Raw genomic sequence first — 13815 nt, 5'->3', positions numbered from 1 at the left:
GTTATGCCACCCCCTTTCCCTCAAGCTTCACGGTAGAAGCAGCTTCTAATCCTTGCTGCTTATAGGTAGAAGTCATCAATTTGGGATCTAAAGCTACTTGAAGCGCATCAGACAAATAGTTAATGGCCGAAACGACGATTACAATGGTCAAACCGGGAGCTAGCATGAATTCCGGGCGTGAAAACATGACGTCTCTCGCTTCATTCAGCATCATGCCCCACTCTGCTTCCGGTGCTTGTATGCCTAAACCGAGGAAAGAAAATCCCGATATTTGCAAAATCATCGAACCGAAGGAGCTGCTTGAAATGACAGCAATGTCGGGCAATGCAACCGGAACAATGTGCCTGATCATAATTGCCATATTGCTCGATCCGATTGCCTTTGCGAATTTTACATAGTCGGATTCCGTATATTGCATGACTGACGTTCTGATGATTCGAGCAAACCACGCCCATTTCATCAATACAAAGGCGATGATCAAATTTTCAAAACCTACTCCCAAAATGCCGATGATCGCCAGGATCATGACATATCCAGGAAAAGAAAGGACCACATCGCAAACGCGCATCAAGAAGGCATCTGTTTTTCCACGAAAGTAACCCGCAAGAACCCCTACAATTGACCCAATGAATACAGATAGGAGCAGTGCAACAAAGACCCATAGCATGCTGGGACGAATAGCGTAAATGAGTCTGGATAAAACGCATCGCCCTAGGTGGTCGTTGCCCAAGAGATACTCCCATGATGCGGATGCAAATCGAAGCTCCATATGTACTTCTGCGGGATCATGCGGTGCAACGAAAGGCGCAAATATCCCAGCCATAGTTGTAACCGTGATAATGGATAAGGATAGGACAGCAACCTTGTCTTTCCACACATTTTGTAATCGCTTCATCTAGAGACCATCCCTTATTTTGGGTTTCAATGCGGCATTGATGATGTCGGAAACGGTGTTGAACAGGATAAAGACGACTGCCAACACAAGAACATAGGCTTGAATGATTGGAAAATCCCTGCTTAATATGGATTTGACGCTTAGCGTTCCGAGTCCCGGCCAAGCAAAGATGTTTTCCACGACGACTGTGCTTCCCAAAATAATGGGAATCGCCATGCAAAATACGGAAATGGCCACCTGCAATGAATTTCTAAGAATGTGCATCGTGATCTTCTTCTCCGGTAAACCGCATGCCCTTGCGTAGAGAACATAGTCTTCATTCATGTTGCTTAACATGGAACTTCTGATGATTCGAAAATAGATGCCAGCATAGCTGATTGTAATCACAACAACGGGCAATATATAGCTTTTGTATGACTCCATTCCGCTTGTCGGAAGCAAATCCAGCTTGACGGAAAAATACCAGATCAGCAGAGCAGCGAGCCAATAGGACGGCATCGATGTCAGGAAAAACGAAACGCCTCTGACTGATTTGTCCACCCATTTGCCTGCGTTCAATGCGCATGCCACTCCCAATACGATGGACAGCGCAACTATGGCAAATGACGAAATCAACGTCAGCTTTACTGTATGGAGAAAGGCTGGTCCTAGCATAGACCACACGGGTTTTCCCGTTATATATGAATCTCCAAAATCTAACTGCAAGCATGAAGCAACCCAGTTAAGGTACCGAGTCAAAAAGGGTTGGTCCATCCCAAGTTTCGCTCTGGTTTGCGCAAGTAACTCATCCGTTATTGTGGGGATGCCTTGCGAATGCAGTACCACTTCGGCAGGATCCATGGGAGATAGATGAATGAAGGCAAACGTTACAAACGATATGATCAGGACCAAAGGAATCGATAGCATTAACCTTTTGATGATATAGCTACCCATAAGCAAGCTCCTTTTTTGCGTATTTATTCAAAGTACATCCGCTCAAATGGAAGCTCGAATTGCGTTTGCTTAAACGAGATACCCTGCAGGTTTTTGGGAGCCAAGATCGTGACTCTTCCATTCGTAATCGGAATAAATACAGCTTCCTTATGGACAATGGTCAAAATATCAGCATATAGTGATTTTCTATGTTCTTCATTAGTCGACACCATGACGTCTTCAATTTTTTTATAGAGCTCATCAGCTTGCGCGATGCCTCTTGTCGTATGGTAATAGGAAGACTTGGAAGTAAAAGCAGCGATTGTGCTCTGCGGATCATACGCAAGTCCCCACGTTTGATTGAAGAGCAGGTCATAGTCACCTGTAGACCTTCTGTTCGCAATCGAAGAAGACTCCTCGCCAATAATCTCCAGTTGGACCCCAATCCTTTTTACCGTATTTTGAATCAATTCAGCCTGCGTTTTTTGAGTGGACGAATTTACATCATAATAAAGCTTCATGGCTAATGGCTTTCCGTTTTTCGTTCTGAATTCGCCCGCATTCCCGATTACCCAGCCTGCCTCCTCCAAAATCTTCTTCGCTTTTTCCAAATCGTATCCCCGCTTTTCTAATTCCACGTTGGCGTAATTGACATTCGACGAGAAAAGGGTATAGGCTGCTTGTTCCGTACCTTCAAATATTTGTTTACTGATGGTCTCTCTGTCAATCGCATGCCAAAACGCTTCGCGCACAGCCTTTTCATGTACAGGGCTCTCGGATTTGCTGCTATTAGCGACAACTATGCCTGTATTCATTGGTTGACTCTGAATCATTTGGTGTTCACCTGATTCAACAAATTGATTCATGGCTTCTACATCGAGACTATTAGCGCCTCGATCATCCGTAAATACAAAGTTGACTTCTCCCTTTTGGAGTGCCAAGAAAGTAGTTTCTCCTGCGGGAAGTACTTTTGCTGTGATTTTCTTCACTTTAGGCGCGCCGCCCCAATAATTTTCATTTGCTTCAAAAACGGCATACTGATCGACTTTATGCTCAGTGAGCTTATAGGGACCAGTTCCGTTATAACCATTAACGCCATCTTTGGTTCCCCCGTTCACAAAATTTTTTGGCGAGATGAATACATAAGGTCTTGTCATCGACAATTCAACCAGCGTCGGGTAATACGGTTCGGATAAGACCAGTTCAACCGTATATTCATCGAGTACATTGCAGGCCACGATCTTTGTTGATAACTTGATCCAGGAATGCTTGCTTGCATTGCTTTGCACCGCTTCGATATTCTTTTTCACTGCTTCCGCATTGAACAGCTCTCCATCGTGGAACGTCACGTTTTTTCTCAAATGAAACGTGTACACTTTTCCGTCTTCGGAAACTTCCCAAGATTCAGCCAACGAAGGTTTGATCCCCTCTTCCGTATTTTCTACCAGCGATTCGTACACCATCCCTTGAGCTGGCATGGAGCCGGAATAAAAATGCGGGTTCATATCGTTAATATCTTTCGAAGTGGCATACACGATCTCTTTCCCTGTATCGGCTGACTTTGTTTTTTCCGTATCACCGTTACTGCAGCCCACCAACAGAACGATGGAGACCATGAAAGTCTTTAATAAAAATCCCATATTTCTTGTCATGCCATTTCCTCCAGAAAATGCGTGTTAGTATGGTTTCTTTGATCCAATACCCGTATCGATCTCACTGCATATCATCTTCAAATCTTCCGCAAAGCTTTGCACAACGAACGCATCCGATAACTGTTCGCCCTTACGTGTTCGCGCGGCCTCCAAAATTTTACTTTCGTACGTTTCAATGAATCTATCGATCGTCGGGCAGCTGATATCTATGTATCTTGCAATGCCCTGTATGATTTTTATCCGATAGTAATCTTCCTTTGGCATGCGCGGGATATCCCAATACCCTTCCCTATTGATAAACAGTTTCCGGATGGGGACAGCAGAAAAATCGAAGTATCTTCCGTCTGAATCTGGCTCTGAAAAAGGATCAATCAACAGTGAGGTATACCGAATGAACAATAAATACTCTTGATGAATCGTTTCATAATGAACGAAGTTTTCGATATCATCACGTGATAGACTTTCCAGTCTCACCGGATAGTTGTCATCCGTCATGAACTTTAGCAAATTGAGCCCTTTTATATTGAGCTTTTCCACCACTTTGGTAATCTCTTTCCATTGAGCCAGCATATCGCGTATGAGATCTTGCGTAATGGGGCCCTCTGGAAACATTTTGTATACGTACTTTTTGATTGGTTCCTCTCCAAATATCACACGAAGGGAGAAAGCATTCATAAACAGTGGCGGATGCACGTATAGTGATATGTTTCTCGTTTCCGCCTCGAGCGGAGAGTCCATGACTTCCAAATTAATACCTAATTGCTCAAATAACTCACAAAGTATTTTTACATTCGGGGAAGGAGAGCGCGTCGAGCCGATGTAAAGCTTTTTCTTAACCCCTGTCGTAATCACTCGATTTGATGGCTTATCATGGAACCAGCGTGTATCGCCAAGGTATGTAGAAAAACTGATAATCTCCGCATTCGAATGAACCTTGTTTACATAATGGCGTAGTAAACTATTGGAACCAAAGGTTGGAGAAACCAAAACGATGCACTTTATTTGTTGTAAAACCTGATCATTTATTTGTTGTAAAACCTCAGTATAAGCATCTGTTGTGACAGATAATATGAAGGTATCCCATTCCCCTGTAACGTTCCCATACCCATGGAATACATGATCAATTTGGCATTCGCCTTCCATCTTTTGATGCTTCTCATTTTGAACATCTGCGCGAATTTGCAGATTGCTTTGCTTAAGTGCAGTAAAGAATGATTTGGAACGAACAGACTCGCGCCCAACGATCCCAACACAGCAATTCCAATGTTTTTTAAGCATGACAGCCATTTGAATGGAAGCAGGACCTGTTCCCAATAGCAAGATTCGTTTCATATCACCCATAGAAACCTCCTTTTAAGATCAACATGCAGCCGATGCTTTTTTATACAACGCGATATCAAACACATGGTCGGGACGCAAGATGGTTTCAATCAGCCTCCATTTCCGCTCATCTACCTCTCTCATGGGGTAGTTAAAAAGGGATTTCATTTGATTGCCGTATCGCATCGCCACGATCACTTGGTCATTTGTTAATGGATGCAATTGTTCTAACAGGTCATACTTATTTGCAACCGTTGAACTAAAGATGATATGGGTTGCATCCTTCGTCATATCAAGTCGTTCCACAAACTCTTTCTCCAAGCGGATAGACAATCCACTTCCCAGCCTTTCTACAACACTCCGCCCTAGTTTGATGGCCTCTTCATCAATGTCGATCCCCACTACTTCCGCTCCTGTCCGCTTCGCAATCAACAATGGCGTCATGGGAAAGGAACCTGAACCTACCATCAACACCTTTGAATCAACAGTAACTTGAAAACTCCCAAATTCTTCTTCAATACAAGATTCTATGTTTTGAAAGTAGTCGGTCTTATCGGCAATCCCTTTTAGCAGCTTCAACGCACGATATTTCTCCATAATCGCAACGCAAATCGCCGACGATTTCCTTACACTCTCCACAAGCTGGTTCAATTGGTTTACGATTGGCTGTTCTAGCTGCTCCCAGACTTCTTTGTTTCTTTCGTCCGTTATGAAAGTAGAATACTCATCGATGATCCTCTCTAACTCCGAGCTGTGTTGGATGGTACCGTCATATCGATCTGCTAAATGGGTGAACCTTTCTAGAAATGCAGTCAAGTGTTGATGCAACTGTTCTGGTCTATTCATTCCGTTCTCCCCTTGCTATCTTGAATCTCGATGAATGCTTTGCCTCGTGCCACGATTCCGACTGCACCCTCAATTTTGAGACTTTTTACTTCTTCTCTTTGCCAATCCGCCGTTACATGAATCGTGCCTCCGGGTTGTCTGATGGAAGCAGCGATATCGCCTTGTTTTTTCCAAGCCAGATAGGCTCCAAGTGAAGCAGTACCTGACCCACAGCCGCTTTCCCAGATCATGCTATCTAATGACGGAACGAAGATAAGTGGAGCCAGTTCATTCGAGGCTGGCTGATACAATAGCACCCCGATTAAACTCACCCCTCCAGTTACTCCAAGCAGCTTGGCTAAAGATTGTACACGTTTTCTTACCGCCTCATTGACCCGATCTACTTCAATCACGATGTGAAAGAAATCTTCATATCTCACAATCACCATGTTTATTTCGTCGCCATCATAGTTGATTGATTGCTGCTCGATCTTTTTGGGAAGAGGCATCGAAACCTGGCAGAAATATTCATCTTTGATTCTTTTTACTTGACAAACAACGAAGTGATCTATTCCCGAAGCTTCCAAAACAATTTCGGTCAAATCATCATGCTGTAGACCATTTTCATGCGCGATAAGCGACGCTAATGCCATGCATGCATTGCCGCAAAACTCACCCCCAGCCATTTGCAGATTTGCCGCTGCTCCATTTTTATTCGGTTTTTCGATAAAACCCACTTGTTCAGCATGAACACTAGCGTAGGACATAATTTTTGACGCGATGTGCGTATACTCTTCAGCTGGATGATTGTTTTTCACAAGAATGGTCATATTTTGTGTGGGATTAAACTTTATAAAATCGATTTCCCGTTTCATCTCAACCTACCCTCTTACCAAATTTTTGATGAACAGCAAATTCCCTTGGATTAAACGTAATCATTACGATTTAAAACTTAAAAAAATAAACCGTAATGATTACGATTATTAACGAGTAAATCATAACCACAATTTGGGTGTCTGTCAACTGTACACTTGTAGTTCTTTATTCCTCTTCTCGAAGTCGCCCCCCTTCCAGGTATGTGTTCTAGTATTTTCTAGTAGGATTTTTCCCTATATACAAGAAGAATACCTTGACTTAACAAAGTGGAACAGGTAATCTTTACCCGCACCACAAACGGGATTTTATCGTACAGAAAGGTTGTATTGACTTCATGGAGTTATCTCAAACTACTACCAAGAAACAGGCCAACAAGGAAAAGTCGTCTATCTCTTTGCTCTCTCTTACCGTAGGTTCTTTTGCTATTGGGATGACGGAGTTTGTCATCATGGGGCTTTTGCCGAATGTTGCAAAGGATTTGAATGTTAGTATCTCCTCTGCGGGTCAACTCATTACCATGTATGCTCTAGGGGTAGCTGTCGGTGCACCGATACTGACAGTCCTCACTCACCGGATTCCCCAAAAGAAGCTACTCTGTCTCCTCATGATGCTATTTATTCTTGGGAACGGAATCTCTGTTTTTGCTCCCAACTACGAAATATTGATGGGAGCACGCCTGATCACCGCTTTGACGCACGGGACATTCTTTGGGGTTGGGGCTGTTGTAGCTTCCAGTCTTGTAAGTCCTGACAAACGTGCCGCAGCCGTTTCCATTATGATGGCAGGTCTGACGATTGCTAATATTATTGGAGTGCCTCTGGGGACTTTCATCGGTCAACACATGGGGTGGCGAGCCTCATTTGGCTCTATTGCGATCATGGGAATAATAGCACTGATCGGAATACTCGTTTTCGTCCCAAAAATGCGGCAAGAAAATACGGGGAGTATCACTGGGCAAATTACTGCCCTTCTCAAACCAAAGCTTCTTCTATACCTCTTGATCGGAGCGCTGGGCAATGCAGGTTTATTCACCATATTTACGTATATTACGCCACTGCTGACGCAAATTACCGGTTTTGCTGAGTATCATGTAACGTGGATTCTTGTTCTCTTCGGCTGTGGAGTGACCATCGGCAATATCGTGGGCGGAAAGCTTGCAGATTGGAAACTGATGCCTTCCATTCTCGGACTTTACTTAGCGATATGCATTATTCTGACGCTCTTTACATTTACGCTGTATAATCCTATAGCTGCCGTATTGACCATTTTTCTATGGGGCGCTGCATCTTTCGCTGTATTTCCAGGGCTGCAAGTACGTGTGATGAACCTCGCTCAGAATGCACCAGCGCTTGCTTCCACTTCCAGTCATTCTGCCGGAAATCTAGGAAATGCGACTGGCGCTTTCGTTGGCGGATGGGTTATTACACATCTTGATATTACTTCCCTCCCATGGGTCGGTGCCGTGCTCGTAGGACTGGGTCTGATTTTAGGAACCGCATCCTATCTGGCTGAACGCAAGCTGCAACAAAGTTGAAAAGGGTACTCAATTTGAGCACCCTTTTTCTTTTTACTCTGCTCTAAGCTGTTCCGTACGGTTTTGCCAACATTCGCTCCCACATCGGAATAAACTGCTTGATCAGCGGTCCTATGGCAAGGGCCGTCACAAATGTTCCCACCGAAACGGGTCCGCCAAGCAACAAGCCCAACACCATGACCGTGCACTCGATACCGATCCTGACTTTACCGATGCCCCATCCCATTCGTTCATGTAAAGCTAACATAAAACTGTCACGTGGACCAGCTCCCAAACGCGGTGAAATATACATGCCTGTACCGATCGTATAGATGAGCAGACCAACAACGAACAAAATAGCTCGTTCCACAACGGTCTCTCCTGTAGGAATCCAGTTCAGCCACATGAATAAGTCAATAAACAGCCCGAAGAAAAACATGTTTAAAAACATACCTATGTTAGGCCGGATCTTGCCAATGATGTAGGAAGCGAGGATGATCATGGCTCCCACGATTTGCGACCATATTCCGATGGTCAGCCCAAATGTCTTCTGTAATCCGATATGCAGTGTATCCCACGGTGCAACACCTAAATGAGCCTCAATCATCATGCCAATGCCAAACGCCATGACCGCCAGTCCGATCATAAACACACTGTATCGAACTGCAAGCGGATGAAACAGGAACTTCCTCCACATGATTTTCTCCCCCTCTAATCATTCTAGCTTTTACAGTACCTGTAGGTGGAGATTTGGTGAATGCTACCTTATCAAGAACGATTTGCAAATTCATAAGGATCACCTTCCTATTTCGAAATGGGAAACATGATTTCCACGATGGTACCCTTGTTGATCTCACTTGAGATGGTTATGGTTCCTTGATGATCTTTCATTATTTTATTGCTGACCAGTAAACCTAAGCCTGTTCCTTTCTCTTTCGTGGTATAAAACGGTTCGCCAAGCCTGGGCAGCAGCTCTTGGGAAATGCCACATCCATTGTCGGTAAAGCGAATCAGGACGTGGTTATTATGTAGACATGTGGTTTCTATGCTGATTATGCCATTTGCCGTGATCGCATCCAGGGAATTCTTCAATATATTGATAAAGACTTGTTTTACTTGATTTTCTTCTCCATTAATCGCTATCGGTATTTGGCTGAATATTGTGTTGATCGTCGTGTTGTTTAGATTTGCTTCTGATTCGAGAAACTTTACCACACTTTCAATAAGAGGGTGTAAAAAAATTCGCTTCACATTCAGCGTTTGCGGTTTGGCCAATACAAGTAGCTCACTCACGATAAAATTGATTCGATCTAGCTCGGACAACATTATGTCTGTATACGTGGTGCCGCCTGATAGTGTTGGCCGCAAATATTGGATAAAGCCTTTCAATGCCGTAAGCGGATTTCTTATTTCGTGCGCGATACTTGCAGCCAATTCACCGATTACGGACAACTTCTCTGTTCTGCGAAGAAGTTCTTCGTTCTGCTTCCTCTCCGTTATGTCACGTGTAATGTTGATGAAGTATTGATTTCCGCCATCTGAGCTAAAAAACGGCATCCCTCTTGATTCGAGGTAGATCCATTTCTCGTTTTCTAGTTTATATCGATACTCACATGAAATAGGGATATCGAACTGAGTCATAGTGGAAAATCGCTCACAGACGAGTGCTGCATCTTCAGGATGTATGTTTTCAAAAATAATTTGCCTCGTACCTAATTTCTTCACATGAGAAGGTGAACTATACGATACGTGACCGTATTTATCTATGACGGAAATGAAGTCTGCCGTGTGTTCGGCAATAAATCGATACTGTTCCTCGCTCTTGCGCAAGGCTTCTTCGGATTGTTTTCGCTCGGTGATATTGCGTGAAACGAATAAAAAGCTTTCAACCTCATTGCTCTCAGACATGATCGGAACACAACGCGACTCCCAATACACCCACGATCCATTTTTATGACGTAATCGGATCTCCATTTGAACATTTTGGGGATGCATAGAAATTAAGGAACGCAGATCTTTCACGATATGAACATCATCGGGGTGAATGTGATCAAAACTATTCGTTTCAAGGAATTCTTCCGGTGTGTATCCCAAGTGGTGCTCGATAGAAGGAGATACAAAAAGGTTATTCATATGTACATCATATTGACAAATAACATCGCTCGTATTTTCTACGAGGATGCGGTACTTTGCCTCGCTTTTCACGAGTGCTTCTTCCGCCATTTTGCGGTCCGTTATATCTCTGGCGATGACTGAAGTTCCGACGATCCTTCCTTCCGTATCTTTTAACGGAGAAGCGGTTAGACCAACCTGAACGATCTCACCATTTTTTCGTTGACGCACGGTCTCATAGCCCGTAATATTTTTTCCTTTAAATTTAATCTCGTGGAAAATTTCCTTTGTCTCTTGAATGAGATCTTCAGGTACGAGACAGTACGGGTCTTTCAGGAGGTCTTGATATGTCCAGCCGTAGATTTTTTCAAAAGCACTATTCAAAAAAAGTATATTACCCTGCATGTCCCTGATTGAAATCGCGTCCGTAGTCGTTTCAACCAATGACTGAAGCAGCTCGTTCATGTTGATCTGTTCTTGTCTAAGGTTGATTCGCTGAGCTTCTTTATCCATAGGCTTATACCTTCCTTAAACGAAGATTGTGAATAAGGTTAATATTCTATGTTTGTTGAAAATATCCTTGAGAAAATATCTATCCCACTAAAAAATACCGCCCCTTAAAGAGGAGCGGCATAGTTTGGCACCTTTTCCTATCGATTCGATTCTTATTGAGTGCTTTCCTCAGAAGCCATGGCACTGGCTTTCGTCTCATGAACGGTGCCAAATGGATGCTGAGGTGGCGCGTAGATGGAATATACTTTAAGCGGCGTATTACCCGTATTGATAAAATTGTGCCATGTGCCCGCAGGGATCATGATGGCATCGTCATCATTGACTCTTCGTTCAAAATCTAAATGATCTTTGCGATCCCCCATACGAATAAGTCCTTGACCTTCTTCCACTCGGATAAATTGATCCGTATTCGGATGATTTTCTAAACCGATGTCGTCTCCAACATTTATACTCATCAGTGTCACCTGCAAGTGCTTCCCTGTCCATAATACTGTACGGAATGTGTTGTTTTGCTTTGTGGCTTGTTCAATATTCACGACAAAAGGCTTTGGTCCATAATCTCTCAATTCGATGGTATTCTGATAACGATTCCAGTATCGATTCCCATTTGCATGGCCCCAGTTGTAATCATGAGGACTCCAACCATAGCGAAAATGGTTGTTGTTCCAGCCGGCAAGCACGGGATAATACCCTTGATAGTAATGGTAATAGTTGTTGTACATCCCTATCTCCTCTCCAGTGTAAAGGATTTACCCTTTAGGCTATGTGGCTACCTGATGACAGGTAACTATTCTGAAGAGCAATTTCAGATGGTTCTTCCCATTCAGTTGCTGTAGCTATGATTGGTTGCCAGTCATCCTTTCACGGGTATCAATTTCCACGCCGGATAATCGTTTGGTAAAGGTCGCTCGCCAATTTGTGGACAGCTCCTCTACTTCCAACAGCTTTTTCATGCCATCGATATTGTCTTTCTCTTGATGCATGATTCGGTTTGCATACGATACCGTTATTGCCTTTGGATGGCGCGAGAGCATTGTCAGAACATCTGAATGCGATACCTGCCCTTCTTTCAACACGCGAAAATAGAAGCCGGTATAGCCTGTCTCCTGTACCTTCAGCACCATTTCAGGTACACCGTATCTCACAGACAATTTGTAACAGGGCTGTCTCGGTTGACTGACTTGTACGACCGCTTCCCCTAGTTGAAAAGTATCACCGATACAAACATCCGTTTCTATTAATCCCCGAATTGTCAGATTTTCTCCGAATGCACCGATTGGAAGCTCTCTCTGTAATTCAGCCTCCCAAAATGGGTAGTGCTCATAGGGATAGACGCATACAGCCTTTTCCTTCCCTCCATGGTGGACAAGATCAGCCTGTCCATCCCCCTCCAAGTTCAAAAAGGATAAATAAAGAGCTTTTGTGGTCGGGGTTTTGTAAATGCCGGTAGAAACCTCTTTGTTTTGATACTGTACCTGTTTGGGTTTCCCTACATTTATTGAAAGGATTTCGATATTCACAAGCGATCACCTCATTCTTTTATGGAAGTGGGCATTGCACACTACATTCATATCATTTCATAATGATTTATCTTATAATAATAGGAAAAACCTATTGTTAGATCACGAATCGCTGGAGGGATGGTCGTTGGAGCTCAAGCAATTAGAGTACTTTATGGCATTGTGCCAAGAGTTGAATTTTACCCGCGCAGCCGAGAAATTGGGCATTGCGCAGCCTTCACTCAGTCAGCAAATCCGTCTGCTTGAGCATGAAATCGGCATGCCCTTGTTTGATCGCATCGGCAAAAAAACGGTTATGACAGAAGCAGGCAAAATATTGCTTCACCATAGCTATCATGTGTTTCATGAGTTGTCACAGGCACGTGCAGCGATTAGCGAACTGCAAGGCTTAAGCAGAGGCGCATTAAAGATTGGCGTACTGCTGACGGTTGTCAATTACTTGCTCCCGCCTACTGTTATCGCGTTTCACCAGCGTTATCCGAAGGTTGAATTGTCTGTTTTCGGGTTGAGAACCGGTGATATTTATGAAGGACTTTTGAGAAACGAACTCGATTTGGGGATTGTCTTTTTGCCTATGGAGCACGACGACCTGGAAACCATTCCGCTCTATACGGAAAATCTGGCATTAGGAGTGCCTGTGGATCATCAGCTCGCGAAGGAACCGTTTGTTTCCCTTGCGATTTTGAAAGAAACCCCCTCCATTTTATTGCCCAACACCTACTTTTTGCGTCAGTTGATTGATGAAAGGTGTCAGGAGCTAGGCTTCTCGCCACAGCCTGTTTTGGAAATGACCACAATGGAATCCATTACAAATATGGTCGGGCAAGGTGTCGGGGTCACGGTACTTTCGAAAGGTTACCTCGACTATCTCGATGATAAACGGATTCGCACGATACCGATCCAACAGCCCGATATCACGGCGCAAATCGGTATCGTTTACCGGAAAAACAAATATTTGTGCGCAGCAAGCCGAGTTTTTATGGAGCAATTGATTGCCTCGGTAAAGCGTGATGAAGGTCGATGATGCGGGAGTCAAGATCAGTTTATGACGAGGCGAATGATTGTTCAATAGCATCCTTTTTATCATTTCGATAGGTATTCTCTATCATTATTTAGTCATTCCCGGAGGAAATATGGTCAGGACATTCTTTTAAGGATGCTTCATGCGCAAGGTACTTTTGAATAAAACCTTTGAACGCTTCAACAAATTCTCTATACACGTCTTTTTCGAAAGTTAATGGCGGAACATGGATCGGTTTTGACATGTCCATGCCATAGCCGAACGTTTTCCAAATGATGTAATCCTTCGTCTCCTCTACATTCGCGGCGACAACTATACAAGAGAAATCCATGTCATCCGAACAAACCAAAATAGGAAGAGCTACATTTGTAAAAGAAAGCAATTCAAGGACTTTTTGCTGATCCCGATTATCAAAAAGTTCGATAGGTGGAACTAATAAATCAAAAGAACTACTCCGAGTATTTTGATTCAAATAGTCATTCAAAGTGATGTCATTGATTGTAATGACATATTGGGGATGCTGAAAACCCTTCATCTGATCTTGGCGTATTTCGATTTTGCTATGTATGTATTTATGGGCCTTACCCACTTTAAGCACCTCCGTTAAGGATGACTCTATGTATTGACTCCCTTTCATTTTACAGGTTCATAGACCA

13 protein-coding genes are annotated in these 13815 nt (G+C 43.5%); 2 read left to right on the top strand and 11 right to left on the bottom strand.

Features of this window, described 5'->3' with window-relative positions:
• Nucleotide 1: 1 nt before the first annotated feature.
• The 6 genes from cntC to C7R91_RS09590 are packed head-to-tail and all read right to left on the bottom strand — an operon-like array spanning nt 2 to nt 6479.
• Nucleotides 2-895: a staphylopine uptake ABC transporter permease subunit CntC gene (cntC, locus tag C7R91_RS09615; RefSeq protein WP_047069346.1), complete on the bottom strand. Its 894-nt coding sequence runs from the start codon at nt 893-895 to the stop codon at nt 2-4.
• The gene (gene opp1B / locus C7R91_RS09610; RefSeq protein WP_047069345.1) at nt 896-1828 is read right to left on the bottom strand and encodes a nickel/cobalt ABC transporter permease; all 933 of its coding nucleotides are present in this window, start codon (nt 1826-1828) and stop codon (nt 896-898) included.
• A 23-nt stretch (nt 1829-1851) separates the two neighbouring features.
• The gene (gene cntA, locus C7R91_RS09605; protein WP_047069344.1) at nt 1852-3459 is read right to left on the bottom strand and encodes a staphylopine-dependent metal ABC transporter substrate-binding lipoprotein; all 1608 of its coding nucleotides are present in this window, start codon (nt 3457-3459) and stop codon (nt 1852-1854) included.
• Nucleotides 3460-3483: 24 nt separating this feature from the next.
• Nucleotides 3484-4800: an opine metallophore biosynthesis dehydrogenase gene (locus C7R91_RS09600; RefSeq protein ID WP_047069343.1), complete on the bottom strand. Its 1317-nt coding sequence runs from the start codon at nt 4798-4800 to the stop codon at nt 3484-3486.
• Between the two features lie 18 nt (nt 4801-4818).
• Complete coding sequence (locus C7R91_RS09595; protein WP_047069341.1) at nt 4819-5625, bottom strand: class I SAM-dependent methyltransferase; 807 nt, start codon at nt 5623-5625, stop codon at nt 4819-4821.
• Nucleotides 5622-6479: a histidine racemase CntK family protein gene (locus C7R91_RS09590; protein ID WP_047069340.1), complete on the bottom strand. Its 858-nt coding sequence runs from the start codon at nt 6477-6479 to the stop codon at nt 5622-5624. The genes C7R91_RS09595 and C7R91_RS09590 overlap by 4 nt, the downstream gene beginning before the upstream one ends.
• Nucleotides 6480-6814: 335 nt before the next feature.
• Here C7R91_RS09590 and C7R91_RS09585 point away from each other — a divergent pair, with 335 nt between their 5' ends.
• Complete coding sequence (locus tag C7R91_RS09585) at nt 6815-8014, top strand: MFS transporter (RefSeq protein ID WP_047069339.1); 1200 nt, start codon at nt 6815-6817, stop codon at nt 8012-8014.
• 43 nt (nt 8015-8057) lie between these two features.
• Here the strand turns inward: C7R91_RS09585 and C7R91_RS09580 are convergent, their stop codons facing one another.
• The 4 genes from C7R91_RS09580 to C7R91_RS09565 form a co-directional block, all read right to left on the bottom strand.
• A complete protein-coding gene (locus C7R91_RS09580; RefSeq protein ID WP_047069338.1) occupies nt 8058-8690 on the bottom strand; it encodes a YczE/YyaS/YitT family protein in 633 nt (210 codons plus the stop codon).
• Nucleotides 8691-8797: 107 nt separating this feature from the next.
• Nucleotides 8798-10618: a PAS domain S-box protein gene (locus C7R91_RS09575; protein ID WP_047069337.1), complete on the bottom strand. Its 1821-nt coding sequence runs from the start codon at nt 10616-10618 to the stop codon at nt 8798-8800.
• 152 nt (nt 10619-10770) lie between these two features.
• Entirely contained in the window at nt 10771-11340 is a 570-nt protein-coding gene (locus tag C7R91_RS09570; protein ID WP_047069336.1) for a cupin domain-containing protein, read from the bottom strand.
• Between the two features lie 114 nt (nt 11341-11454).
• Nucleotides 11455-12138 (bottom strand): MOSC domain-containing protein, encoded by a 684-nt coding sequence (locus C7R91_RS09565; RefSeq protein WP_047069335.1) that lies wholly within the window; start codon nt 12136-12138, stop codon nt 11455-11457.
• 127 nt (nt 12139-12265) lie between these two features.
• Here C7R91_RS09565 and C7R91_RS09560 point away from each other — a divergent pair, with 127 nt between their 5' ends.
• On the top strand, nt 12266-13162 hold the full coding sequence (locus C7R91_RS09560) for a LysR family transcriptional regulator (protein ID WP_047069334.1): 897 nt from the start codon (nt 12266-12268) through the stop codon (nt 13160-13162).
• Nucleotides 13163-13250: 88 nt separating this feature from the next.
• Here the strand turns inward: C7R91_RS09560 and C7R91_RS09555 are convergent, their stop codons facing one another.
• On the bottom strand, nt 13251-13748 hold the full coding sequence (locus C7R91_RS09555) for a hypothetical protein (RefSeq protein ID WP_047069333.1): 498 nt from the start codon (nt 13746-13748) through the stop codon (nt 13251-13253).
• Nucleotides 13749-13815 lie beyond the last annotated feature (67 nt).

Origin of the sequence: Brevibacillus formosus, from assembly GCF_003013405.1 — a bacterium.
Classification (GTDB): Bacteria; Bacillota; Bacilli; order Brevibacillales; family Brevibacillaceae; genus Brevibacillus; species Brevibacillus formosus.
Note: the sequence above shows the minus strand (reverse complement) of the source record. Positions and strands in the feature narration are given on the sequence as shown.